Origin of the sequence: Bacillus sp. T3 (genome assembly GCF_033449965.1) — a bacterium.
GTDB lineage: Bacteria > Bacillota > Bacilli > Bacillales > Cytobacillaceae > Bacillus_BU.
Genome location: NZ_CP137761.1, coordinates 2881873 through 2907661 on the forward strand (window position 1 = coordinate 2881873; position 25789 = coordinate 2907661).

20 protein-coding genes and 3 pseudogenes are annotated in these 25789 nt (G+C 37.2%); 7 read left to right on the forward strand and 16 right to left on the reverse strand.

Annotated elements, in window-relative coordinates; genetic code table 11:
- Nucleotides 1-42 precede the first annotated feature (42 nt).
- A complete protein-coding gene (gene qhpC, locus RGF10_RS14880) occupies nucleotides 43-363 on the reverse strand; it encodes a quinohemoprotein amine dehydrogenase subunit gamma (protein ID WP_318503297.1) in 321 nt (106 codons plus the stop codon).
- 326 nt (nucleotides 364-689) lie between these two features.
- On the opposite strand from qhpC, the gene RGF10_RS14885 reads away from it, so the two are divergent.
- The 4 genes from RGF10_RS14885 to RGF10_RS14900 all read left to right on the forward strand — a co-directional run bounded on the left by RGF10_RS14885 (nucleotide 690) and on the right by RGF10_RS14900 (nucleotide 4690).
- Nucleotides 690-1379: a response regulator transcription factor gene (locus RGF10_RS14885; RefSeq protein ID WP_318503299.1), complete on the forward strand. Its 690-nt coding sequence runs from the start codon at nucleotides 690-692 to the stop codon at nucleotides 1377-1379.
- Complete coding sequence (locus RGF10_RS14890; RefSeq protein WP_318503301.1) at nucleotides 1366-3504, forward strand: ATP-binding protein; 2139 nt, start codon at nucleotides 1366-1368, stop codon at nucleotides 3502-3504. Before RGF10_RS14885 ends, RGF10_RS14890 begins: the two co-directional genes overlap by 14 nt.
- Nucleotides 3505-3618: 114 nt before the next feature.
- Nucleotides 3619-4401 (forward strand): molybdopterin-dependent oxidoreductase, encoded by a 783-nt coding sequence (locus RGF10_RS14895; protein ID WP_318503302.1) that lies wholly within the window; start codon nucleotides 3619-3621, stop codon nucleotides 4399-4401.
- Between the two features lie 4 nt (nucleotides 4402-4405).
- Nucleotides 4406-4690 (forward strand): molybdopterin-binding protein, encoded by a 285-nt coding sequence (locus RGF10_RS14900; protein WP_318503304.1) that lies wholly within the window; start codon nucleotides 4406-4408, stop codon nucleotides 4688-4690.
- Nucleotides 4691-5234: 544 nt separating this feature from the next.
- Here RGF10_RS14900 and RGF10_RS14905 read toward each other — a convergent pair.
- The 4 genes and pseudogenes from RGF10_RS14905 to RGF10_RS14920 form a co-directional block, all read right to left on the reverse strand.
- On the reverse strand, nucleotides 5235-5783 hold the full coding sequence (locus RGF10_RS14905) for an isoprenylcysteine carboxyl methyltransferase family protein (protein WP_412176737.1): 549 nt from the start codon (nucleotides 5781-5783) through the stop codon (nucleotides 5235-5237).
- Nucleotides 5784-5788: 5 nt separating this feature from the next.
- Nucleotides 5789-6875, reverse strand: a pseudogene (locus RGF10_RS14910) (type III polyketide synthase).
- Nucleotides 6876-7149: 274 nt separating this feature from the next.
- Nucleotides 7150-8860, reverse strand: a pseudogene (locus tag RGF10_RS14915) (GMC family oxidoreductase N-terminal domain-containing protein).
- Nucleotides 8857-9609: a hypothetical protein gene (locus RGF10_RS14920; RefSeq protein ID WP_318503308.1), complete on the reverse strand. Its 753-nt coding sequence runs from the start codon at nucleotides 9607-9609 to the stop codon at nucleotides 8857-8859. The pseudogene RGF10_RS14915 and the gene RGF10_RS14920 overlap by 4 nt, the downstream one beginning before the upstream one ends.
- A gap of 241 nt (nucleotides 9610-9850) precedes the next feature.
- Between RGF10_RS14920 and RGF10_RS14925 the strand changes: the two genes are divergently transcribed.
- Nucleotides 9851-10864, forward strand: a complete 1014-nt coding sequence (locus RGF10_RS14925) for a DUF3231 family protein (RefSeq protein ID WP_318503310.1) — start codon at nucleotides 9851-9853, stop codon at nucleotides 10862-10864.
- Between the two features lie 499 nt (nucleotides 10865-11363).
- Here RGF10_RS14925 and RGF10_RS14930 read toward each other — a convergent pair whose 3' ends face one another.
- Both RGF10_RS14930 and RGF10_RS14935 read right to left on the reverse strand, forming a co-directional pair.
- Nucleotides 11364-11963, reverse strand: coding sequence for an SGNH/GDSL hydrolase family protein (locus tag RGF10_RS14930; RefSeq protein ID WP_318503311.1), 600 nt, complete (start codon nucleotides 11961-11963; stop codon nucleotides 11364-11366).
- Complete coding sequence (locus RGF10_RS14935; protein WP_318503312.1) at nucleotides 11929-13119, reverse strand: acyltransferase family protein; 1191 nt, start codon at nucleotides 13117-13119, stop codon at nucleotides 11929-11931. The genes RGF10_RS14930 and RGF10_RS14935 overlap by 35 nt, the downstream gene beginning before the upstream one ends.
- A gap of 159 nt (nucleotides 13120-13278) precedes the next feature.
- Between RGF10_RS14935 and RGF10_RS14940 the strand changes: the two genes are divergently transcribed.
- On the forward strand, nucleotides 13279-14622 hold the full coding sequence (locus tag RGF10_RS14940) for an NAD(P)/FAD-dependent oxidoreductase (protein ID WP_318503313.1): 1344 nt from the start codon (nucleotides 13279-13281) through the stop codon (nucleotides 14620-14622).
- A gap of 98 nt (nucleotides 14623-14720) precedes the next feature.
- Here the strand turns inward: RGF10_RS14940 and RGF10_RS14945 are convergent.
- A pseudogene (locus tag RGF10_RS14945) lies at nucleotides 14721-16109 on the reverse strand (amino acid permease).
- A gap of 334 nt (nucleotides 16110-16443) precedes the next feature.
- Nucleotides 16444-17235: a DUF2935 domain-containing protein gene (locus tag RGF10_RS14950; RefSeq protein ID WP_318503314.1), complete on the reverse strand. Its 792-nt coding sequence runs from the start codon at nucleotides 17233-17235 to the stop codon at nucleotides 16444-16446.
- 175 nt (nucleotides 17236-17410) lie between these two features.
- On the opposite strand from RGF10_RS14950, the gene RGF10_RS14955 reads away from it, so the two are divergent.
- Nucleotides 17411-18625: an MFS transporter gene (locus tag RGF10_RS14955; protein ID WP_318503316.1), complete on the forward strand. Its 1215-nt coding sequence runs from the start codon at nucleotides 17411-17413 to the stop codon at nucleotides 18623-18625.
- Nucleotides 18626-18806: 181 nt separating this feature from the next.
- Here the strand turns inward: RGF10_RS14955 and RGF10_RS14960 are convergent, their stop codons facing one another.
- The 7 genes from RGF10_RS14960 to RGF10_RS14990 form a co-directional block, all read right to left on the reverse strand.
- Nucleotides 18807-19319 (reverse strand): DinB family protein, encoded by a 513-nt coding sequence (locus RGF10_RS14960; RefSeq protein WP_318503318.1) that lies wholly within the window; start codon nucleotides 19317-19319, stop codon nucleotides 18807-18809.
- A gap of 110 nt (nucleotides 19320-19429) precedes the next feature.
- Nucleotides 19430-20143 (reverse strand): hypothetical protein, encoded by a 714-nt coding sequence (locus RGF10_RS14965; protein ID WP_318503319.1) that lies wholly within the window; start codon nucleotides 20141-20143, stop codon nucleotides 19430-19432.
- Between the two features lie 106 nt (nucleotides 20144-20249).
- Nucleotides 20250-22061 (reverse strand): M3 family oligoendopeptidase, encoded by a 1812-nt coding sequence (locus RGF10_RS14970; protein WP_318503321.1) that lies wholly within the window; start codon nucleotides 22059-22061, stop codon nucleotides 20250-20252.
- 31 nt (nucleotides 22062-22092) lie between these two features.
- On the reverse strand, nucleotides 22093-22494 hold the full coding sequence (locus tag RGF10_RS14975; RefSeq protein ID WP_318503322.1) for an acyl-CoA thioesterase: 402 nt from the start codon (nucleotides 22492-22494) through the stop codon (nucleotides 22093-22095).
- A 289-nt stretch (nucleotides 22495-22783) separates the two neighbouring features.
- Nucleotides 22784-23710, reverse strand: coding sequence for a DUF3231 family protein (locus tag RGF10_RS14980; RefSeq protein WP_318503324.1), 927 nt, complete (start codon nucleotides 23708-23710; stop codon nucleotides 22784-22786).
- Nucleotides 23689-23796, reverse strand: coding sequence for a DUF3231 family protein (locus RGF10_RS14985; protein WP_318503327.1), 108 nt, complete (start codon nucleotides 23794-23796; stop codon nucleotides 23689-23691). Before RGF10_RS14985 ends, RGF10_RS14980 begins: the two co-directional genes overlap by 22 nt.
- Before the next feature lie 101 nt (nucleotides 23797-23897).
- Nucleotides 23898-25658, reverse strand: coding sequence for an adenine deaminase C-terminal domain-containing protein (locus RGF10_RS14990; RefSeq protein ID WP_318503328.1), 1761 nt, complete (start codon nucleotides 25656-25658; stop codon nucleotides 23898-23900).
- Nucleotides 25659-25789 lie beyond the last annotated feature (131 nt).

A 25789-nucleotide genomic window follows, 5' to 3' on the forward strand; every position in this document is an offset into this window, starting at 1 on the left:
AAAATAAATATTTCTGTTTCTTCACGATTTCACCACCTTCTTTTAAGGTTTTACGTATTTCAGCTTTTTCCAGTCATTCGCAGCAACAGGACATTCATCTGCCCATGATCCATAATTGGTTAATCCGTCAGGAACTTGTGCTGCCCACCAACAATCACCGTAGCAGCCATAAATATCCCGATAATGCGGCTGACATAAGCCTTCTAGGCCAGTGCCTGAAAAATCAGTTTCCCAACCTGGGTCAAATAAACTTGTACAACCCATCGGCAAGAAAGCTAATCCTTCAGCTTCGGGTTCCTTCTTGTTGTCAATAATCGACTCTAAATACTTTCCTTTCTTATTTACAGATTTGAAATGTTTCACCTAGCAAGCCTCCTTTTTCAAACGTTAAGAATAATTGGATTTTATCAATTTTCTGTCAACTCTAACTCTCCTCACCATTAAACAGAGGTAAAGTTTTTATCAAATTTGTTTGACAATAAAGGGAACTGAGTTAGAATTATATTTAACATAACATTACGCGTTACATTTTCTTACATATTACGACATTATAACAATTTTCTTAAATTTTATGGGGCTATATGTCGATAAAAGAAGAGAAGAAGCGTCTAAATCAGGGAATTTTAGTTTGAATTTTCCAAAAAATCAATTTACTATTATAATAATAGAAGCCATTGGGGGAATAACGGATGGAAGACATTTTGATTGTGGAAGATGATAGAGATATTCAAAATCTATTAACCTTGTGCTTCGAACGGGAAGCACTGCCTTATTCCATATCTTCTTGCGCTGAAGAAGCCCTTGAAATCGTCAAAAAACAAACTCCAGGTCTCATCTTGCTGGATGTTATGCTTCCAGATATGGACGGATTCGAGTTATGCAAAAAACTCCGTTTGCAAACGAGCAATCCGATATTATTTCTCTCCTGTAAAAACAGCGACAATGACAAAATACTCGGATTGAGTATAGGCGCCGATGATTATATCGAGAAACCATTTAATATTGATGTGTTGATTGCCAGAATTCGAGCCCACTTACGGAGGAATCGATTGTTAGTAAACAAAGAGCGAAGCAATCGCTATATTGTCTTCGATCAAATAAAAGTGGATCGGAAGGCCCGAGAGGTGTTCCGCAATCGGATGCAAATCCACTTAACATCAAAGGAATTTGATGTCTTGCTTTACTTCCTCGAACACCCATCACAGGTATTAACAACAGAACAAATTCTTGAAAAAATATGGGGTTTTGACACTCTAAGTGAAAAGAGAACCGTAGTTGTTCATATTTCCAGTTTGCGAAAAAAGATTGAAGAAGATCCATTAGATCCGCGACATATTTTAACCGTTAGAGGAGTTGGCTATAAATTTGTCCTTGATTAAACAGATAAAACGATCTCTATTTTTAAAAATATTAGCGGTGATGCTGTTATTATCCTTTAGTTCCTTTTTAGTATTGGGCATCTATAGTGTCATTGAAGTAAGATCCATTTACAAACAGCTGACCAATGAGCAGATTAATAGAACAGTGAAAACCACACTTGATCAGCGGCGCGCCTATCTGGAAATGGAATCAACCTTGATTCAAAAGGATATGGAAAAAGTAGAACAAAATCTCATTCTTTTGCAAAAACAAGCCGAATCTATCTATTCTCAAAAAACTACCCCTTTTTTATCGCCTCCAGAACTACAGCTAGTGAAAGATCCGATGGGGTATTATTGGGAGCCTACCACACTAAAGGACGATAGCGCCAATATTTTTGTCAGTGCCCGTTCAACTATTAAGGAAGCATCACTTTATAAGGATTTACAACGAGCAAAATTATTAGAGCCTTTATTAAAACAAACCGTTAAAAATGAAAATACGTTAAAAGCCGTTTTTTTTATTCTATCCGAGTCAGCCTGGATCTCCTATCCGGAAATTAATGCTCCATTTGAAGTAGCAAGCAATAAATTGCCCCCCGATATTCTTGTCCAGGAGCATGAATTTTACTATAAGGCAGATGAAGTCCACAACCCTCAAAAGACGGTTCAATGGACAAACAAATATCAGGATATCACCCAATGGGGCTGGGTCATAACTGCATTAGCTCCTGTCTATTTACCAGATGGCACCTTTCGTGGTGTAATTGGTGCAGATTTCCCGATCAAAAGGATTACCTCGCGAATTAATAACCTTACCTTTAAAGAGCCGAATGCTTTTGCCTTTATATTGGAACAAAATGGTGATTTGTTAGCTGGAAATGAGGATAAATTCAAGAAAAAATTTAACAATCAATCCACATTAGAAATCTCCAATCTAAACAAAACTAAAAAAAATTTCAATCAAGTTTGGACAGATGCTAACGGTGAACACAGTTACCTACTATCATCGGAAATTCCCAATACGAAATGGGTCCTTAGCTTTAGTATCCCTGAGAATGATATCGTGCAGCCCATTATTAATGAAGCGAACGAGCAGCTTTCGTTAAAAATAAAGCAATTTATTAATCGTCTCCTTCTTTTCCTTATTTTCACAAGTGGATTATTGGTTATTTTGACCTACAAAGTTTCGATCAGAATAACCAGACCGGTTAACCATTTAACATCCATGCTACGTAGTAATGCGATCGGAACCTCCGGAAAGCAAATTGAAGTGGAAACAGAAGATGAAATCGGTCAGCTAACGACAACATTTAATGAGATGAGTGTGACGATTCAAAGTTTAATCAACGAATTAAAAACTAGGGCAGATAGGTTAGAAGAACGCGTTTCGGAACGAACACAGGAGCTTGCCCACAGCAATCAACAGCTATTGCACACGCTTGAACAATTAAAAGAATCGGAGCAGGCACGAGCGGAACTGATCTTGCATATCTCTCATGACCTAAAAACGCCATTAACGAAGGTAAAGGGCTTTTTACAGGTCATTAAAGGCTTTGATTTAGATTTTACGAAGCAAAAAGAATATATTGATTTGATTTTGCTTCAAACCAACAGGATCGTTGAGTTGATTAATGATTTATCAGACCTATCAGCCTTGCATTTCAAAGAATTACCGTTTGAAAAGGAATGGTACCCCGCTGATTTTCTGATTGACCAATCGATTGAGATGGTTTGTAAAACAGCCACAAAACGAAAGATTCATATCTCTACAGATTATGAGGATGACCTACCGTTAATTTTTGTTGATCCAAAGCGTATGAACCGCGCCTTGACAAATATCCTCTCTAATTCGATTAAATATGCCAAAATAGATCGTGATATTGAGATTAGCTGCCGGGCCTATTCGAAAAACGAGCGCTGCCTTCTTTCTTTTCAAGATAATGGGATTGGCATAAGTGAAGAAAATCTGAAACGGATTTTCGATTTATTTTATCGTGAACAGCGAACGAATGAAGCTATATATGGCAGCGGGATTGGGATGAGTATCGTCAAAAACATCGTTGAAGGGCATGATGGATTCATTGAGGTTCAAAGTAAAGTGAATGTTGGAACGGTCATAACCATTTCTTTACCAATAGAATAGCGATCTTCCTTACAAAGGATTCCCGATTTTCAGTCCTTCTTTTCCCACAAACATCCTAATTACTGCCCCTTTCTCATATACTTGATGAGTGATGGCTAAAATTAGGAGGATTCTATGTACAATCGAAAACAGGATGCTGTGAGGCCCTATTTGACGACTCGTAGCTTACATCCTGAAAATCAGGAAACCCCGATTCAGTTCATCAAAAATGATACGATGGATCATCGCTTATTTTATCGGAGAAACCACTTTCCATATCCTAGTCTGACTTATTTAAATTATTGGTTACCAATTAACGGATTAGTCAAATCTCCTACTCTCTTTACCTTAGCTGACATTGTAAAAATGCCAAGCAAAACAGTAAAGACCGTACTTGAATGTGCGGGGAATAAACGAAATTTATTTATTTCTAAAGTATTTGGCGAACAATGGGAAAAGGGAGCGATGAGCCAGGCGAATTGGAAAGGAGTACCGCTACGAGATATACTACAACGAGTAGGGATCGGTGATGGTGCTAAGGAACTGATTGTTGGAGGATATGATTATGGAAAACGGACGGACACCGATAGGACTTATTCTTTCATTCGAAGCCTGCCAATTGAAAAGGCGCTCGAGGATGATACGATTATTGCCTATGAATTAAATGATCAGCCAATTCCATTTAAACATGGTTATCCATTGCGGATAATTGTGCCAAAATGGTATGCAATGGCTTCTGTGAAATGGATTCATCAAATTACGGTCTCAGATTCGCATTTTAGTGGACCCTTTCAATCGGTTGATTATGTTTATTATCCAAATAAGAATAATAATCAGAATGCCTTTCCGGTCACGACGATGAATGTTAATTCAACGATTCAAAAACCATTAAATATGGACATTTTAAATACCAGGTAAGCATGTGATTGAAGGAATTGCTTGGACTGGTAATGGTGTGATCACGAAGGTCGAACTGAGCTTTGATGGGGGTCACCAATGGGTAACTGCAAATTTACAGTCAACAGACCGTTCAGATTCAAGTTGGATTACCTGGTCATTTGAATGGAACATACTCGAAAAAGGTGAATATACAATCTTATCGAAGGCAACCGATACCTTTGGCAGAACCCAACCGAAAACACCTTTTTGGAATCGAAAAGGCTATGGGTATAATGCAATTGATAAAGTTCAAGTTAAAGTGGAATAGTCAGACTCGATAGAAGTTAATTATTTGACATTTTTGTTGATCTTAAGCGAATGAACCGAGCTCTGACGAATATCCTTTCTAATTCTATTAAATATGCCAAAATAGATCGGGATATTGAGATTAGCTGCCGAGCCTATACGGAAAATGGCCGCTGCCTTCTTTCTTCTTTTAGGGGAAATAGGCTTATCTTTAAAGCATAAATGGAGACGGTGGAACCGTCCCCATTTTGCATGAAATGAAACTACACAGATGCAGCCACTTACCTGTGGTTTTCCTTCTCTTTTTCTTTAAACCTATCCCCATACTTGTAAGAAACAGGATCATGTTAGAACGGACTAATGAAATATCAAGGAAAAAAAGTCTCTTCAGGTAATCCAGTGGCTTTGGCAAATTCAGCTGTAATTGTACCACTAAGCAAATAACGGGGTCGCCCCCATTATTTGCCAACCGCTTTTTGTTCATTTAATATTCCCCGGTATGAACCTCATTTTCCCCTAGAATTGCATCCAAATAGGTTTTCAATCAACTTCTTATATTTTTACATTTATTTAACATTTTTAGGAGCCTTTTGAACGAAAACAGAATCGTATTCGGTCAATCGGGCTAATGCCCGCTCTTCTGCCGGTATTCTTTTTGATAAGATTCCAATATTTAGCAAAGCAAAAAGAAGGGCCGTAAAATAGGCATTGAACAGCAATGGGATAACCAATAGCTCAAGACTGACTACCACATAATTTGGATGCTTTAAATAGCGGTATGGCCCCTTCTTGATGGGACTTGCTTTTGGAAGAACGATAATTTTTGTATTCCAATGCCTTCCCAGAGAAGTCATAGCCCAAATTCTTCCTGCCTGTGTTATAAGGAAGAAAGTCAGCAAGATCGGCCAAATTTGGGATATTCCCCTATTAAAATAAATAACCTCATAAATTAAGAATACAAAAAACATCATATGCATCAACACAATAAAATAGTAATGGGTTTGACCAAATTCTACCCCTCCCTGCTCCTTCAACCATTTTTCATTTCGCTTGGCAATTGTTAATTCCACCAAACGCTGGAGGGTTACAAGAGAAAGAAATCCATAAAAAAACATCATCTTTATTCCCACCTGATTAATAGCATTTCCGAACTGAATCCTGGTCCCAATGCTGCTGCAAATCCGACATCCCCTTTTTCAGCCGTTTCCATTATTCTTTTAAAAACAAAGAAGACCGTGGTAGAAGACATATTTCCATAATTCCTTAATACATCACTGGATGCATCAATCATTGATTCGTTTATTCCTATTGCTTTCACATATGCTTTCAATACTTTTTTTCCTCCGGGATGGACAATAAAATGATTAATTCTTTCCCACTCCCATCCTATATTATGTAGGAATTCCGTGACATTTGGCTTGAACCATTTTTCTACAATTGTTGGAATATCTTTTGTAAATATGACAAATAAACCGCCGTTCCTAACTTCCCATCCCATTACATCAAGCGATTGGGGCATCAAGGTGGACCGGGTTGCGATAATGGCTGGTGACCCATTCATTACCGTAAAAGCCCCTGCATTCGTCTTATCTCCGCAAACTAATGCACACGCTGCTCCGTCAGCAAATAAAGACGTTCCAATGAAATTACTTTTTGAACGATCATTTATCTGAAAGGTTAGGCTGCACAATTCTACCGAAAGGACAATGACTCTTGATTTCTGGAAATGCCTGGCAAAACTCAAAAGCTCTTGATAAACCCGATGCACCGCCTGCACAGCCTAACCCCCAGATTGGAATTCTTTTTGTATGGGGCGAAAATGGCAATATATTCATGAGCCTCGCTTCAATACTCGGTGTTGCCAAACCTGTACTTGAAATAAAAAAAATGGCATCTATATCTTCATGCGGAACAGCTTGCTTTAGAAATGTTGAGCTCGTCAAACAATTTTCGATTGCCTCAATGCCTAATGAAATGGCAGCGTCAATATAGGTTTCATTTTTCTCGGAAAATGTGTGTTCTTGAGTATACCATTCCAATGGTTTAACAAGATGCCGTTTTTCAATTTGACTATTTTTAAATGCGGATAATAATCGGTCAATATCCTTAAAAGAAGCTGAAAATAGCCTCTTGGCAAATTCCATTGCCTGTTGTTGCCCAATAACGTTTTTCGGCACAGCCTCGCCAATTGAGACAATAGACGGCATGCTATCTCTCTCCTTAACAAATCAGTTAGGTTACTTTTTCCTGATTTCCCAAAAAGTATGTATTGGTTGTTACTTATTCCGTACAGTAAGGGTACTTCATTAACCACTTTGGCAGGTTTCAAGCTCCATTTTGGTCAATAAAAGCCCGCTTCTAACCACTTTTACTGCTCTCAAGCCAGTTTTGGTCAGTAAAACCCCAACTCAGGAGTTCAAACCCCAGTGTTTACTTATTCGATTAGTAACTTAAACATGTGTTATATTATGTAAACCTGTTTCAACCAAAATATATATTTGATAATTTTTCAGCCGTTCTTGTAGCTAACGCTTGTGTGGTCAACGTAGGATTTGGCCCACCAATACCATTAAAATGAACGCTATTGTCTGCTATAAAAAGCCGTTTTACTTGATACGCTTCACAATTAAGATCTACAACAAAACCCATTCGCATTGTAGATTCAATATGCCCAAATAAATGAGCTGGCCAATCGGTGCGTATGATCTTCTTTGCACCAGCTTTTTGTAACATTTCGGCTGCCATTTTTACTAGCGTGGTTCGCTTCTGTTTATCTTCGTTACTAGCGATATACCTTACTACCGGGATCGGTCCGTGTTCATCTTTTACTAAAGGATCAATGGTGACACCATTCTTTTTATTAGGCTGATCATCAGTAAAGATCATTAAGCTTAACGTATTTTTATAATTTGACATCCATTCTTTTAATTCGTCTCCTACTACTCGTCCTTGTAGATTCCAAGGGTCTGAGGGTAATGGATTCTGTCCAAAATGATATCCATTTTCGCTGAACCCAAAGGTTAAAGACGAAAATAAGCCTGGGCTGACTCCAGCTGGTTGGATACATCCTAAACCTGGATAATCAAACCGTCCTCCTGATGTAGGTCCAACAAATGGATTCACGTTTGGTTGGCCTAATATGGCCATTAGATCCTTTTCATCAAATACACCCGTAACCCAATCCCAATAATGGTTCGTTAATCCTCTTCCAACCCACGAATTATGCGGGAGATTTGAATTTAGCCACAATCTTGGACTTTCGATACACCCTGCTGCCATTACAACTATTTTTGCGTACAATTCACCTGGACTCTCCTGTCCATGTATCTCTGTACTGAACTCCAGTTGCACGAAGTCCCTCCTTCGGATCTTTTTCCGTCAAAATCTTTGTAGTATATGTATTAGGGCGAACTTCAACATTTTTGGTTCTTAAGGCAAGTGGAATGTAGCTGACATTGGTTGGGCGTTTCGCTATCTTTTCAACAGAAGGTCCATGAGGACAACCATTTACACAATGGCCGCATAGCGTACACCCCTCTAATTTTGATACTTCCTCTAAACTAGTCTCGGGATTCATTAACCGCACATTTGGTGGCAAGATGGCATTAGGTTGAGGACGGTATCCAGGCGAAGTTGGATTTAACGTATTCAGCATTGACCAACCAGCTTTTTTTGCACCGAAATAAAACAATTCCTCCTTTGCTGTCGTGGGGGCAGGGCGAACGGGCAATGTAGCTTCCACCTTTTCATAATACGGAATTAACTCTCGATAAGAAATGGGCCAGACCTCATCTACTGCCATTGAAAAAGCTCTAGGTGAATTTCCCCAATAAACTTGTGTTGTCCCTCCAACCCCGGTGGACTGCCAAACAAGTCCATTTTTCGGGACATTCCGATACCATGCTGGACGTCGTCGATCCGCAGGTCCCCACCTGAAACGACCAAATTCAGGGGAATTCATCGTATGTTCATGTTTGGTATATTGTTGCCGTAAAAGATTAATATCCAAATCTTCCTCATTGGAACTACTGACTGCTCCACGGTCTTGGTTAGGCTTGTCCCATTTTTTATTCCCATACCAAGGACCGGCTTCAAGGATGATGACCTTGATTCCTAGTTCTCCTAACTCTTTGGCTATAACCGCCCCACCTCCACCAGAACCAATTATGATCACGTCGGCATCTGTATTCATTTCTTTTTCTCCTCTTCTGAAAATTGATCGAATAAAAACCCTCGAACTGCCTTATAACCTAATGATGGACCGGGATAATCCAGGCTCTTCCATATTAATGATTGTCTTTCAAAATGGTGATTCTCAGGGTTAGCTAATCGAGTTGATCCTAGTGAAAACCATTCAGAATAATAACCAAACGTAACCATTTGATGCAAAGCCGCTACAACATTTTTTATTAATCCTGCATTGTTTCGAAAAGGAGAAGGAAGGATTTCTAAATCAACTTGTAGATTTTCTAATAATGCTATTGCCTCTAACCGGTCGTCAAAGGAAAGAGCTGCAAATGGGCCCCCTTCTGGATACGTTGAAAAATCAAGGGTTCCTTTCATTTTTCCAGAAACGACTAGCTGATAAGCTGTTATATCAAGTATTCTCGCTGTTTGAGAAGATAACTGGGCAATTTTCACACCCCATTCCCCTTGGATTGATACATAATGATTTAATGTCCAATCAATATATTCATCTAATCGTAAATCTAATGCCCCTAAGGTTCCAGGAATCATTACATCCACAAAAGCCATAAATGTTGCTTTTGTATGAGAAATACTATCAGAATTTATCATGTGAAAAGGCATGTTAAGTGTGGTGGATGCTGACATCATTTTATTTTCTGTAGCAGTTTGGTTGGTCATAATATTATTTATTTGCTCGAAAATATTTTCCCAATATGGTTGTTTAGATTCTGATTTCCCCTCTAATTGCTCCAAAATATCATCCCCTCCTATCGATCGAATTTGGTTTACATTTGTTCCTAAATTATTATTTCTTAATGAGGTTTTTTTAGACGTTGAAAGATTGTTTCAAATTCAATTGGGGAAGAAATACAATAATTAAATAAATGAAAAAAACCTTTTTATGTAAAAGGTTTGAATTTTTTTACATATTTATTAATCACTTCGAAAAAAATAAGCCTACATAAGTCATTTCGTATATATTGGAGGATCAATCTTGGAAACGAATAACTCGATTCGATTAACGGCTCCAGAAATTACGAGCATTTGGACTCAATACATATTTGATTCAATGTCCATTTGTTTTTTTCTTTATGCACTCGAGCATATCGAAGATCAAGAAATCAAATCACTTTACCAAACTGCCCTTGGATTATCAAGAAAGCATATTCAAGAAACTACCGAATTCTTGGTGAAAGAAAACTACCCTATTCCTCATGGGTTTAAAGAAAAAGAAGACGTACATGCTATCGCACCCCGTCTTTTTCAAGATCCTTTCTACTTAAATTATATGTATATCATGACGGTACAAGGGTTAACTGGATATTCACTATCTGTTAGTTCGGCGATTCGATCGGACATACGGAAGTTTTATATCACTTGCGTAACAGAGACGATGATGCTGTTTGATCAAACCATTGATGCTATGCTTAGGAAAGGACTTTTTGTACGGCCTCCTGTTATTTCACCACCGGATACGATTGATTTTGTTCAACATCAAAGTTTTTTAACTGGATGGTTTGGAAAACGACGACCGATGAATGTAATGGAAATAGGAGATATTTTTTTCAACATGACGAAAATGCATTTACATGCTGCCATAAAGATTGGATTTTCCCAAGTGACCCAATCAGAGGAGGTTCGTCAACATATTAAAAGAGGATTAGAAATTAGCAATAAACATTTAAGAATATTTGAATCACTTTTTAATGAAGAGAAATTAAATTCACCCATTTCTTGGCAATCGATGATAACAAACTCTACAACTCCGCCCTTTTCGGATAAATATATGCTCTACCAAATTCAATTATCAACCCAATTATCGATAGGGTATTATGGATATGCATTGAGCGTTAATTCAAGGAGAGATTTAGGTCTTCATTACGTTCGATTAACAGTTGAACTTATGAAATTTGCAGAAGACGGAGCAAACATCATGATAAAAAATGGATGGTTAGAGCAGCCTCCAACTGCAAGTGATAGGGATTTCCTTACGAGGCAAAAGGGTTAATTATATTTTCATTCTTAAAAGGTACTAGTAGCAGATGTGCGTACCTAAATGCTAAATTTGAATAGTAGTTCGGTTTTGTAAGACGAATTCGCACAGGAATTCGTCTTGTCTTTTTTGTATATGTTCCAGGATCATTGTTTTTTGGAAAAGCAGAACTAATTTCGTTCAATATTGGTTCCTTTCGGGTAAAAATTGTAGAGTTTCATTGTGAAATCTTGTTTATTTTCGAAAAGAAATCAATTTTTACAGGAAAACTAGTATATTTCATTTGTTTTATGCACGCAAAATGCCTGATATGCACGATTGATAGAGGATATGATTTACGTCCAAAAATATATGATACAACTTTGGAAATATATGATTCAACTTTTAAAAATTATGCATGTTTAGTTGTGAATATGCTCACCAAAATGGATATATGCACGTTTCAAAAAATGATCCACTATTTTTTTGAAAAATGGAGACGTCTGAACCATCTCCATTTATCGATCCACCTTCTTTATTTTTCAATAGCCTCATTTATCAAACCTGCGAGCACAGTAGCACCATCCCGTGTTAAGTGTACTCCATCAGGAGCAAAATAACCTGGTTGGTTAGCACTTTTTGTATACCAGTCTACAAGCGTTGTTTGCGGTTCAGTTAACACAAATTTAGCTAGAATAGTATTAACTTCTGACTCCCATGCTCTTGGTACCCGTGTATTCACAAATATGACTTGTTTTGGATTTCCAAGTGATTGGTAGAGGGCTTGCAATTGATCCAAAGTAAAAGGGCCATTGGTCCCAAGGTGAATGATAATGACATTCCCAAGGCTCCCTTTCGACTGTAAATTGATGATATCCGGAATCGTATGAATCAATTGCCTTCCTACTTTTCCATCCACAACTATTCCTGGGATTAACTGTTTTAAATAGGGTTCAATATCTAGCATGATGGAATCGCCAATTGCCGTAACTTTGACTTCTGTAGCATTTGTGTCCGATGACGCTTCGGGTGTCGGTTGTGCTTGCGCTGTAGCGGAAGGTGCTGGTGCTTCAAGCGTTTTTGCTTTAGGTTTAGCACTCTCACTTTCCTTCGCTATCGAAGGAGCAGCCTTCATATCGGCTCCATCGTGACGAATAGGCAGAGCCAAAAAAAGAATTCCAACTAAGATCGCAACGGAGCTTTTCACAATCACCAGGTCGGGAAATGGTACCATAACGGATCGGATTTTCAATCCAGCGATACGACACAGTTGCTAAGACGATTGTTATAAAAATCTGTAAAATGATGCGCAGCCATTGAATTCCAGCTACATTACTGATTGGATTGCTTAATATGATAACAGGAAAATGCCAAAGATAAATTCCATATGATCGTTCACCTAACCACTTAAGCGGTTTCCATGCAAAAAATGACCCCAGCATACTTGTTGGTTGTACAATGACTGCTATAAGAATCGCGCTAATGATCGAGAGCAGGACCAATCCACCACGAAACAAAAATACGTTGTATTCACTCACACCGAATATAAATCCCAATAAAATAATAAGACAAACCATACCTAACGCATCCATTAACCATCTTTTCGTTTTCGAAATAGGCTCCTTTAACGCATGACTCTGATGCAATATCGCCAGTGCACAGCCAATCAATAACGCAAATGACCTTGTATCCGTGCCAAAGTAGACTCGACTCGGATCAATGCCTGGTTCAAATAGCCACGCCATCAAGCTAGCCGAGACGACTGCCAATCCTAATGATAGCCCTAGAAGCCATTTGGAATTCGACATCCAACGCAAGCCAACCCACAGTAACAATGGAAAAAATATATAAAATTGTTCTTCTACCGCTAAAGACCACAGATGTTCAAACGGTGACCTTTGACTAAAACTCTGAAAATATGAAACATCATGAAAAATATACCACCAATTACTAACATAAAATACTGCAGCCAAACTATCCTTCCGAATAAGCGGAAGCTGGTCTTGATTAAAAAAATAAGACCATACACTAACAGCAATGAGGACCGTAAAAAGTGCTGGCAAGAGACGCTTAGCTCTTCGTATCCAAAAACCCTTAAAATCCAATTGATGATTCTCGTTCCATTGACGCAGTAGGATTCCTGTAATCAAATAACCCGATAAGACAAAAAAAATCCCCACACCTAGTAATCCACCAGGTGCCCATCCGTAATGAAGATGATAAATCATTACTACCGCCACCGCTAATGTACGAAGACCGTCAAGCCCATCTATGTAGTGTCTACGCTGCAACTCATCTCCCCCTTTGCTCCATTTTATGTTTGGTCATTATTGCCAATGTCCAAAAAAATCACAAAAAAAGAGAAAATCAAAAGAAAGAAATGAATTCAAATAAATGGTAACAAAAACTTGATTATGCTATGTTTATTTAAAAAAATGGCAGGTGTATAGATGGAACGTCATGGAAAAGCAATTATTATCGGTGGGGGAATTTCCGGGAAATTGGCGGCAAGAGTAATGTCGGACTTTTTTATGGAGATTGTTATATTAGAACGAGATCCAGAACCTGATGGACCCTTTCCGAGAAAAGGCGCGCGGCAAGGGGAACATTTGCATGCTCTCCTCCATGCCGGAGAAAATGGGCTCGAGGAGTTATTCCCTGGTATAACTGGAAAGTTTCACCAAAGTGGTGCGCTGAAAATAAATTCAACTAAAGACCTCGCTTGGTTTCATCATGGGGTTTGGAAGCTTCGGTTTGATGGAGGATATTCTACCACTTTACAAACACGGCCGCATCTCGAATGGCATATTGAGCAGTATATCAAGGCCATTCCGAATGTATCGATTTTCTATAATCAAAGTGTGGGCAATTATTTATATAATAAAGAGCAAAATCGTATCACTGGTGTACAAGTAAAAGAAACTACGAATACAACAAAAAACTTTACAGCAGATTTAATCGTGGATGCTAGTGGTGCAGGTAGTTTTAGCACTGGTTGGTTAAAGGAGTTAGGAATTACGATTCCTCATCATAAAGTGGAAATAGGTTTAAGTTATGTAAGTCAACTTTTTCATCTCCCTGACAATGTGTCTCGAGATTGGAAGATTAAATTACTCTATCCAACGCCACCCCATGAAAAAATCGGCGGAACGATTTCGAAGGTGGAAGGTGAACGATATATTGTAACCATAATGGGGTACCAACACGAAATTTACGAAAAAGAAGTTTTAGAGAATGATAATGGCTTTTTAGCATTAACAAGAAGACTACCCAAACTAGATATCTATCATGAAATCAAGGATGGGACTCCTTTATCCAAACCCTCTATCTACCGCGTACCTTTTATTTTGTGGAAACGATTTGACAAGCTGAAGGAATTGCCTGATGGTTTATTATTGATTGGGGATACAGTATGTAGAATCGATCCAGTCTTTGGCCAAGGTATGAGCCTGGCTGTGCTGGAAGCTCTTACCTTGCAGAAGTTATTACGTGAAAGTAATAATCCTCTCCAAAAGACGATTTCAATTTTCCATAAAAATGTTTCGAAGATCATTTCTCCAATCTGGAATATGGTGGTTACTGAGGATTTTCGATATCACAGTATTTCTGGGAAAAAACCATTGGGTCTCAGACTTCAGCAATGGTACGCCAAAAATATCTTTCTTTTATCAGCTAAAGATGAAACAGTACTAAACGCCTTCATAAAGGTTATGAACCTAGTAAAACCTATTACGATATTGATGCAACCAAAAATATTATTAAAAGTTATAGCAAAGAGTTTTTCAAACAAATAAATTATAAAAGGGACGGGTCTAGTCTCCTATGGTAGAAGTGTAATCCAAACCGTCCCCTTGATACGTTCAATTATTTATACTAAACGCAGCCTAAAACATTATCCCACGTCTTCAATCGAATTCTCTGTCGAATCCTTTTTTTTCATTTTATAACCCATATAAAGCAGCATAAACCAGATAGGTGCAACAATTAACGCAATTCGCATTTCTGGAATAAATGACATTAAGACAATGACTAGTGCTAAAAACGCCAATGCTAAATAGGTTGAAAATGGGTATAACGGCATTTTAAATGCTAATTTTTCAATTTCATTATTAGTTTTTGATTGTCTGAATTTTAATTGTGTAATCAGGATGATCGTCCAACTCGTAATAACCGCAACCGTGGCAACGGAAGAAATATACAGAAACACTTTTTCGGGAACGATGTAATTCAAAACGACTGCTACAACTAATAATAAGGATGAGAACAGGATACCACGTCTTGGATTGCCATTCTTGTTAAGCTTCCCAAAATATTTCGGACCGTTATTTTGCAGAGATAAATTGTAAAGCATTCTCCCCGAACTGAATAAACCACTATTAAAAGCAGAAAGAGCCGCTGTTATGACAACAAAGTTAATGATATGTGCCGCACCAGGTATACCTACTTTATCAAAAATTAATACAAACGGGCTGCCATTTGTCCCTACCTCATTCCAAGGATATAAGGTCATCATTATCCCTAATGCACCAATATAAAAAATTAATATCCTCCAGACTACATTGTTAATGGCTGATGGTATTGATTTTTGGGGATTTTTGCCTCCCCTGCCGTAATTCCAATCAACTCTACCCCACCGAATGAAAACATCACAAGAACCAATGACAATAACATGCCTTTGATTCCATTTGGCATAAATCCTCCATGACTCCAAAGATTGTCAAAGCCGATTGGCTGACCACTGTTTCCGATTCCAAAAAAGATAATTCCTATTCCAAGGAGAATCATTCCAATAATGGCAACCACTTTTATCAGCGCAAACCAGAATTCAAACTCACCAAATGCTTTTACATTAGCAAGATTGATCATTGTAATGACAATAAGAACAGCCAAGGCTGTCAGCCATTGTGGAATATCTGGAAACCAGAAATTCACATAAACACCAACTACTGTTATTTCAGCCATTCCAACAACAACCCACATAAACCAATAGGTCCATCCAGGTAAAATAGCCTGCAAACGCCCCTAAATATCGGTTTGCATATGTACTAAAGGAACCTGACACCGGTTCATCAACAGCCATCTCCCCTAGTGCTCTCATAATTGTAAAAATAACTAATCCTCCAACTAAATAAGAGAATAAAATGGATGGACCAGCCATCTGAATAGTAGCGCTTGAACCATAAAACAGGCCAACTCCAATTGCACCTCCAAGTGCAATTAATTGGATATGTCGGTTATCCAAACCACGTTGAAGCTTCTCACTTTGATGATTTTTACTCACTCAATACTCCTCCTACCAAAAAACAAATAAATAAGACCATATAAAACAATTTCCTAACAAAGATGATTCACACCTGCTACTCCTTTCTTTTAAGCGATTATAACATTCAAGAATATTCTCGCAATGACACAAATTAACGCTTCAATGCTTTTGTTTGTTAAATCATAAAAGTTTATGATTCATCATTCTGTAACCAACGAAAAAAAGACCTTTAACAAAGGCCTTTTTTCATATCAAATCTTAAAATGGACTACTTAGTCCTACTGAAATCATTATCGAACAAAAAAGCCGTTTTGCATTAAATGACTACGTTAATGAGTTCAATAAGACTGTTTTATGCCCTTTTCAAATTCGCTTCAAATAAATCTATAATTTCCAAAAACCTTTCTGCTTCTCTGAAAGTATGGTCTGCTAACAGCGGATGAATATTACTTTTTATACGACACTGTTCGATTAACTCTCTTGCTGTCTTCTTAAAATCTCTTAAGGAAGCAACGGATACTTTATTTTGATTTAAAAATTGACTTAAAATCGGTTTTGTTTCCGATTGAGGACGCATATAATCCAAATCAATTGCCTGAAACAATAATTGATCAAAGTCATGACTGAACTCTCTAGCCTGATCAACTAATTTTCTTTCCGAAGGATCTAAAAGATGTCCAATAAACTTTGCATGATCAGCCATTATTTTTAGAAAAAATACATTTTCTTGAATCACTGCATCTGGTGCAGGAGCTAATTTCCCTTCATTTAAATCCTTTAAACGATTAGCAAAATAGGCTGCTTCTCTGCTAATATGGTCAACTAATAAAGGAAAATTGTTTGTACGGATTTGGCAGCGTAAAGTTAATTCCAATATCCTCCTTTTGTAACTCCATATAGCAACAGCTGCTTGATAGACCTCGGAATTAAAAGCCTGAACTTGTTGTAAATCCGAATTTACAGTAAATCTAGATAACTTTTCTTCTATCCTCTCAAATAACGAGATAAATTGTTGTGCTTCTTCAATTAATTGTTTTTGTTCATAGGTGAATCCAAGGCTTAAAAATAACGCATGTTCTTTCATAATCCTAGACCAAAAGGTGATTTCATCTAATGATCTAACAACAATCGGATTTGTTGCCATAATGCCCCTCCTTTATAAAACACCTCCTTCCCATTTATATGAACCTATGTTCGTCCAAAATAACCGATTGACGTTTGTATATATTCCAATGTGATGAATTATTTCGAAATTGTACTATAATAGAACTACTTAAATTTTCGCAATACAATAAAAATATCATATCGAGGGATACAGCATGACCTATATAAAAAAAGGTACAAAGGAATTTCTATTAACAAACCTGGCACTTTTTGCAGCAGCATTTATTACGTTTGCAAATCTTTATTTAACTCAGCCATTATTACCACAGTTTTCAGCAGAATTTAATGTTTCACCCGCAATCGCAAGTTTATCACTATCTTTAACAACCTTCGTGCTTTCTGTTAGTTTACTTTTGTTTGGTTCACTATCTGAAAGTTTGGGTCGCAAACAATTAATGGCAATTTCTATTTTCGTTGCATCAGCCCTAACAATTGTCATTGCATTTATGCCTAACTTCCACATGCTATTAGTGTTACGTGTCATACAAGGGGTGGCATTTGCAGGTGTTCCCGCCATTGCGATGGCCTATTTGGGGGAAGAAATGGATCCTAAAAGTATAGGAATAGCAATGGGATTGTATATAAGCGGAAACTCATTTGGTGGTCTAGCGGGGCGAATCATTATGGGAACGATGACAGATTTGTTTAGCTGGCAGATCGGTATGATTTTTCTAGGCATTTTAAGTTTACTAATTAGTATTTATTTTGTTTGGGCACTTCCGAATTCCAGACATTTTATATCACAACCAATGCAATTGAGCTCATTATCAAAATCGCTCCTTCACCATCTAAAGGATTCTGGATTACTTTGTTTATTTGGAATCGCCTTTACGTTAATGGGTGGATTTGTAACACTTTATAACTACATAAGTTATAAGCTCCTAGCTGCACCTTATCATTTGAGTTCGACAGTAGTTGGTTGGATTTTTCTCGTCTATTTAGTGGGTACATTCAGCTCTGCTTGGTTTGGAAGCCTATCGGACAAATTTGGTCGTCAGAGGGTTCTTTATACAGGTATCCTTATCATGCTTAGTGGTGCAGTTTGTACATTACACATGAATCTATGGTTAGACCTGCTTGGGATAACATTGTTTACATTTGGATTTTTCGGAGCACACTCCATTGCAAGTAGTTGGGTTAGCCAACGGGCAAAAAAAGAAAGAGCACAAGCATCTTCGCTGTATTTATTTGCCTATTACTTTGGCTCAAGCATTGGCGGTACTACAGGTGGATTTTTCTGGGTTCACTGGGGGTGGCGTGGAGTTGTATTTTTTATATCGGCCCTTATTCTGTTTGCCTTTCTATTTGCCTTTACATTGAGTAATATTAATCGGACAAGTCGTAGTAAAGCGCAAACAGAAGCAGTTTGACCGGACGATATATTAGCGGATTATACTCTCTTATTAGCCGATTTTGCACTTCTATTTGCGAATTTGCATCTGCTATTAATACATTTTACAATCCTATAAGCTAATCACATATTGGGATTGTATACAAATAGATTAAATATACTCAAAAAAAGATGACAGATAGCGACCAAAAATCCGGATGCTATCTGTCGCCTTTGAACTGTAATTTTATCTCCTTTATTTGTTCAATGTGTCGCTGCTCATGTAAATAGATTAATTCGATCCATTGATCAAGAGGCAATTCACCAAAGGCAGGATGCTTTACAGACTTTTCCGTTAAAATGAAAGTATCTTCTATCGTGCAAAGGAGACTCATTAATTTTTGTCTCGAATTGCTCAATAAATCAATGATTTGCTCCACATCTAATGGTTCATTAGCTGGTTCAACAATTTTTGGTGCTTGAATCTTGTTTGTCCGATCCAATATTCGTTCAACCTTTTTACGTTCTAAGTCCGTCTTTTTATTTTGTTGTAAACCCCAATCAATAGCTTTTATAGTGGCTTTTTCAACTAAATTTAAGTGATGGCAAACTTGCGCAATACTCCACTTTTCAAGACCAGGTTTTCGATTAAATTCTTCATTGCTTAATAAATTTATCTGTTGGATTAGATTGTTTCTTGCTTCATCCAAGTTATGGGAATGTATTTTAATCAAGTTACTTCTCCCTTCATTAGAAAATGATTATATAGATTTCTATTCATTTATATTGGACCTATTACAACTTTTTCTCTTAGTTTTTCATTTTTCAAACATACTCTCTACTTTTAAAGTCGACTGAGTTGAATAAGCCTACGCGCAATCATAATATTCCAGATCAATAAAAACACCACTGAAAACATCGAAATGTATAAACCTATTGTTGGAATGAAGAGACCAAAATCAAGGATACTGGATCCGATTCTTAAATAAGCCGTGGTTTTGCTAAAAATATGACTTTTGAGCATGACAACTGAGATTAATAGACCGGATATAGAGCCCAGAATGTAACTGATGTAGAAAGTTGTGCCATTGAAGATAGCCAGCATCCCTTCCCCAGCAGCCAGAATCATATTTTTCTGTATCTCCGTTGTTGCAACGGCATATTGATTGCTGAGGTAAAGCATCTCAAAAACAGGTCTTGCGACAATGAAGGCGATAATTCCAAGAAGACTTGTGATAAGGAAGATTGAGGTGAGAGGTTGATTAATTTTTCTAAGGATAACAAAGAAGGAAAGGATCATCAAAAGCGCTAGAACATTGTATACAATCATCAAAAATTCAAACGATAAAATACCGAGAAGCCAGTTATTCTGAAATAACTCGTACCATTCCAGTACACTTCCATCAAGAGGTGGTGGCCACGTGATGAAAATAATAAACTGCATTAGAATTATTGCTACCATAATCACGGCTGCTACACTTCCAGATTTGTAGAGAAGCCTCCAGTTTGAATCTACCACCTCCGCACCAGAAACCAAATGGGGATTTTTCTGAAACATTGATAATTCCTCCTTTCAGCTTTAGTATAAATCAGTGTCTAAAATATGGCAAAATCATAAACAAAAAGGAGAAGCTCCATATGAAACTTCCCCTTTTCGATAAAATTTATCTATCGATCATTTCTTCAGATAAAGAGATAAATTCCTCAACATCTCTTTCCATTAATTGTATCCCAGCCTCCCAAAAAGCTGGTTTTGTCAGGTCAACACCTAAATGCTTCATGGCTAGATCTTCTACTTTCATCGAACCAGTGTCGCGCAGTAGAGCGATATATTTTTCCTCAAATCCATGTTGATTCTTTATATACTCTGCGTAAATTCCTAAGCTGAATAAAAAGCCAAATGTATAGGGGAAATTGTAGAACGGCACATCGTCAATATAGAAATGTAATTTACTACACCAGAAGTGTGGATGGTAGCTTGCTAAGCTGTCACAATACGCTTCTTTCTGGGCATTTACCATGAGTTCATTCAATCTTTGTTCTGATACAATTCCATTTGAACGCTCTTCATAGTACTTATTTTCAAATAGGAATCGTGCATGTATATTTAAAAACATGGCAACAGCATTGCCGATTTTAGCATCTAAAAGGGTGATTTTTTCTTCTTTTGTTTTTGCATTAGCAACAGTCGCATTGCCAATAATTGTTTCAGCGAAAGTACTGGCGGTTTCGGCAACATTCATGGCATATCGGCGATTTAACGCTGGCAAATCCTTCATAACAAAGCTATGGAATGCATGGCCTAATTCATGAGCTAACGTGCTCGCATCTGATGGTGAACCAGTAAAGGTCATAAAAATTCGTGATTCTTCCCATTCTGGCAGTCTAGTACAATATCCACCAGGCCGTTTATTCGGCCGATCCTCTGCTTCTACCCAGCGATTTTCCAAGGCATGTTTGGCAAAGGCTGAAATTTCCTCCCCAAAGGTCGCAAAGTTATTGATGACAAAATCACAGGCTTCGTCATAGGTAAAGCGTAGTGGCTTCACGCTACCAAAAGCTACTGGGGCATCGACATCCTGCCAGCCTAATTTTTCTAACCCTAAAATTTTAGCCTTTTGATTTATAAAGCTAATGAAAGGTTGTTTACGCTCTGCGACAGCTTTCCACATCGCATCAAGCGTTTCTTTAGACATGCGGTTATATTCTAATGGTTCATCTAAATAGGATTGGCGGCTGTGAGCTTTTTGCAAGGTGATACGATACCCATCTATATGATTCAACGTATCAGCAAAAATTGGCGCAAATTTACTCCAAGCCTCCTCCCAGTTTTCAAAAAGCTGTCTTCTTACCTCAGCATCGGGATCTGCGTACATCCGATTCATTGCCTGACCCACGGAATATTGGGTTGTCTTTCCCTCTTTATCCGTAAATGGGATGGTCATAATCGACACTGTCGTATCGTATAATCGACTCCAAGCCGATAAACCATCCTTATTTAATTCAGTGATTATTTTCTCCTCTTTCTCTGAAAGGAGACGTTTCCCTTGATCACGAATTTCATTCAAAGCAAATGATATTTTGTTTAATTCCGAGTCTTGTAAAAAATTTAGCCAATCTTGATCAGAAATGCTAACAAGTTTTTTCTTGAAAATCGTTGAGAGATTTTCGACCTCACTTGCTAAATCCATCACTTGACCCTTTACCACATTCGCATATTCATCATTCATGTTTGCATCATGGTACATCTGTACAAAGGTACCAGTCTGCCCTAACCCTTTCCCAACACTTTCTTGTTTCTTTAAGATTTCTTTTAATGGATTCGCTGTTTTGTCTTCCTCAGAATTCCATTGTTTAACTAATTGTTGGTATTGTTGTATCTCTGTTTTGATATTATGTATTTTTTCTTGTAATTCCTCTGACCTTGTTCCACCAGCAAAAATTGAATCCAAATCCCAAGTATCTGCGTATTTCATTTTGCACACTCCTTTTCGAAGAATCATGCGTTTAACTTTGTGTATAATCCTTTAGTTTTTCCACCATTCTTTCTTCCAATGGTTGACTTTTTTGTTCCGTAAAATTAAAAGAAACTAAAGATACTTCTCCTATCGCAATCACTTCTTCAGTTGTTTGATCTATTATTTTATGCTTTAATGTTACACTAGTCCGTCCAATCCGACTGACCCATGTTTTAACAACAAGGTTTTGATTGATGTAAGCCTGTTTTACGAAATCACAATGTGCAGAGGCAACGACAAAAGACCATTCTTGGGTGTTTTCGAAAATATGAGTATCAACAAAGAAATCAACTCGCGCCTGTTCGAGATAGATAAAAAAACTGACATTATTGATGTGTCCAAATGCATCCGATTCACAATATCTAGTTCGGATATATGAATTGTGTTCCATAACTACCCCCTACTATCACTATTTTAGACTCAGCCAAATATCTTGAAACATTACCAAGCTGATTATTCTGTTTTCAGTCTACCATTTTACAACTATAATTTAATGATTCTAAATATTCATATTTTAACCGTTTATAAATGGTACCAAAAAATCCGGTTTTCCAGTGATAGGATTTTTCTATTTTTGATTATATTTGTATTATAAAAGATTCTCTAGTTCCAACATGTAAAAAAGCAAAAAAGTCCTTACTGCTTAAAAGCAAAAGGACTTAAATATGATTAATTATTAACTATTTTTTTCTTATTAACTCATCCCTATCGGACGCCATTGGTGGCTGTTCCATCCATCCATTATTTATCATGATATTAGCTCCATCTTCAGCATACATTTGAATTTCTAAGGATAGCCTGTTATACATAGCGCTAATATCGCCCCTAGGACTTTGACTGATCGCTGTACCATAGTACCCAACACTTAAAGATATCAAACCAGAAGTGTAGAACATCATAAGCTTATCAGAAAATGTATACTCTGTACTATTGGTTATTTCTGATTCCCATCCCATTGGTGCTGAAAGTTTACTTTCCTCCAACTTACCTCTAAATAACTTAATATGCTTATTTCCAATTTCTAAACCTTTTAAAAAGAATTGTTTAACAACCTTATCCTGAGCAACCTGACTAAATCCTATAAGTGAAGCTACTCCTAAAGCATTTCTTTGCAGATTCGCAAATAAAAGATCTACTTCAGATGCAATTAATGGCCTTTTCTCTCCAAACACATCTAACATAAACCCTTGCTTTTTCACATATTCAACCTTCTCTAAATTAGGCAAACTTGGAGATCTAATTAGTAAGCCTTTAGACAATAATAATTCAGTAGAAATTTTATATAATTGCATGGTTTGACTCATACATTCCATATAATATGTTTTAATGTCATTTCTTACAGATGCTGCAATACTCCCAGCATATAATGTAAGTCCTACCTTAGCCATTTGGTTTACAAAATTTAATACAAAACTGTCGGAATACAGTCTTGGAGCAGCTAAATCAACATCCTCGTTAATGCTAAAGCCATTCGGAATTGCATTTTTTTCCTCTGTTAATATTTCCGTTATTTTTTTAACATGGGATTTAGATAATTCTAGAGCAAATTCGATTATTGGCTTAATTTCATTATCCTCTGCTTTTTCTAAAAAAAAGTAAGAATACAAATGCTTGAGCTATCATTTAAGTATTGAGACCAAAGTTGAGCCATTTCACCTGCTGTTAGCCTAATTTGCTTACCTGTTCCCTCCATTATTAACCTCCAAAAAACATATACTAAAAAATACCTTCCCCCTTAATTAACTAAAGTATGTATAAATTTGATCTATTTCTAAAGATTAACCGGTATAACTATTATAGAATTTGATTATTTCCCCTTTTTATTGGCGGAACCAAAACCTCCCTATTTTTCACATCATATACCCCACTTGGAGTCAAACGAATAAATGGTAAATGTGTGGCGGAGAAAAATAATAAGGTAAAGGCAGGGTCGTTATATTGATAGCCTCTTTCTTTTAGTAATTGGATCATCTTCTTCTCTTCTCTAATTAGTAAGTCCATATCTAAATCAGACATGATACCCGATAATGGTAAAAGAATTTCGTGCAGAATTTGATTTTGTTCAACCAAAACCATTCCACCGCCTATTGCCTGCATACGTTCAAAAGCCATGAGCATATCTGATTTTCTTTTACCGATAATGAAGAAATCACCAGTACCAGAATACGAACTCACAAATCCACCTAAATCTTGAGCAAATCCTTTCACTAATGTATTAATTCTCCATGACCCGTCACGTGCAACCATCATAAGGAAGCATTCATCATCGTCAAGAGGTAATTCATCACTAGTTAAATCGATAATACTTTCATATGGTTTTGTAATAACATTATTTACCAAATTAATACCAAATGAGTTTGAGAAGTTCAAATCATCATCTTTTAAAGACAAGCTTTGATTAAGATGCGATATTTGATACTTATGCCAATCAATTAAAGGGAACACATTCGTGTCTTTGCCATCTTTCTTGATCCATTTCCCTTTTGCTATCACACTGATAGGTGTTGGATTTTCTTTGCTCTCTAAAATATTAATATTCGCTATTCTTCCTGTTGCAATAGACCCATGTACATGTTCAACATTATAATAGCGAGCGATATTGTAGCTGGCCATATGATAAGCATCAATTAAAGGGATACCCTGACTAATAGCCATTTTGATCAGTTCATCTGTCATTCCGTTTTCATAAAAGAAAGGATGTGAACCGTCCGAAGTAAAGAAAAATCGATCAAATTGTTGAATCCCCAACTGTATTAATTCCTTTAATAGATTATCTAAATCTGGTCGAATCGACGAATGCCGAAGTGACACTGTATACCCCTGCATTAAACGAATAATAGCTTCTTGACCAGTCATGGCTTCGTGATCGCAGTCTGCACCTAATAGCATTAATTTTGCTAACGTACGCTCAGAGGCTCCTGGAAAGTGACCTTCTATTTTTTTATTCAATCTTTTTGTCTCTTGGACCCAGGAAAGCATTTGATTGTCACCATTTACTAATTTCGGCCATGCTGTTAGCTCTCCACCCTGCAGCACAGATTGATGTTGGAGCCAAGATACTACATCCTCCGTATTGAAAATATCCTCATGATTCGGCAACTCTGTTTGGGCATCAAAACGACACCACCAGTACATGCTAGATGGGATGTTTTTGAATTCATCTAATAATTCAAAGGCTACTTTGGTGGGAAGCGTCAAGAAGAAGGCTAAATTATCACAAATTAAAGTAGTTGTTCCGTACTGTCCAGCATGTTTTGCTAGTGTAAGAGGATTGTACAACTGAAAAGGGTGAGCATGCGGCTCAATATACCCAGGTACTACATAGTGCCCCTGACAATCGATAACCTCGCAACCATTTAGGTTTTCTGGTAGATTATCCCCCACATAAACAATCCGATCCTCATATATCCAAATATTCGCAACCAGCCATTGCTGTATGTAGCTATTTAAATACGTTGCATTTTTTAGTATAATGTGAGGGTTTATTTCTCCATCCAGTACCGCTACTTGATCTCGTATTTTTTTGTTGCTCCATCGATAATTTTTATTTTCCACCTCAAAAACCCCCATAAATTCTTATCATTTCTATAACCCAGCACATATTTAAAAGTCTTGTTTAATAATCTGAATATTACGATATTAAGCGTTAATATTCAACTATTCTGAATCACTATTCAGAAATTCAA

Coding starts and splice junctions, on each gene's coding strand:
- RGF10_RS14905 (WP_412176737.1), bottom strand. CDS start 5,783: ATGTTTTTTTATGGATTTCTTTCTCTTGTAACCCTCCAGCGTTTGGTG.
- RGF10_RS14985 (WP_318503327.1), bottom strand. CDS start 23,796: ATGGAGGGAACAGGTAAGCAAATTAGGCTAACAGCAGGTGAAATGGCT.
- RGF10_RS14975 (WP_318503322.1), bottom strand. CDS start 22,494: ATGGAACACAATTCATATATCCGAACTAGATATTGTGAATCGGATGCA.
- RGF10_RS14955 (WP_318503316.1), top strand. CDS start 17,411: ATGACCTATATAAAAAAAGGTACAAAGGAATTTCTATTAACAAACCTG.
- RGF10_RS14895 (WP_318503302.1), top strand. CDS start 3,619: ATGTACAATCGAAAACAGGATGCTGTGAGGCCCTATTTGACGACTCGT.
- RGF10_RS14950 (WP_318503314.1), bottom strand. CDS start 17,235: ATGGCAACAAATCCGATTGTTGTTAGATCATTAGATGAAATCACCTTT.
- RGF10_RS14965 (WP_318503319.1), bottom strand. CDS start 20,143: ATGTTTCAGAAAAATCCCCATTTGGTTTCTGGTGCGGAGGTGGTAGAT.
- RGF10_RS14930 (WP_318503311.1), bottom strand. CDS start 11,963: ATGAAGGCTGCTCCTTCGATAGCGAAGGAAAGTGAGAGTGCTAAACCT.
- RGF10_RS14885 (WP_318503299.1), top strand. CDS start 690: ATGGAAGACATTTTGATTGTGGAAGATGATAGAGATATTCAAAATCTA.
- RGF10_RS14970 (WP_318503321.1), bottom strand. CDS start 22,061: ATGAAATACGCAGATACTTGGGATTTGGATTCAATTTTTGCTGGTGGA.
- RGF10_RS14940 (WP_318503313.1), top strand. CDS start 13,279: ATGGAACGTCATGGAAAAGCAATTATTATCGGTGGGGGAATTTCCGGG.